Genomic DNA, 261 nt, shown 5'->3' on the forward strand with positions numbered 1-261 from the left:
TAAATCTCAAGGAGGGGACGAGTACACTCTATCTAATAACAATATTATACAGTAAAACTGAATAATACTTAGTCGATAAAGGGTTATAGGTTACCTTTAACAACCTAAATACATTATATAAGGAGGGCAAATCGTGGCAAACGGAGATTATGAAGTAACTCATAATAGGATTCTTAATAGCGGTAAGAAAATTTTCAAAGAACAAGGATTTGAAAAGGCAAATTTAAGAGCTATTTGCAAAGAAGCAGGTGTTACTACTGG

Annotated in this window: 1 protein-coding gene; it reads left to right on the plus strand. The window is 33.0% G+C overall.

Annotation, left to right across the window (positions count from 1 at the left end):
- Window positions 1-133: 133 nt before the first annotated feature.
- A partial coding sequence (locus ACU68U_RS09375; protein WP_446763205.1) for a TetR/AcrR family transcriptional regulator occupies window positions 134-261 on the plus strand: 128 nt, incomplete at its 3' end.

The organism is Finegoldia sp. P3-F-LR (assembly GCF_052932165.1).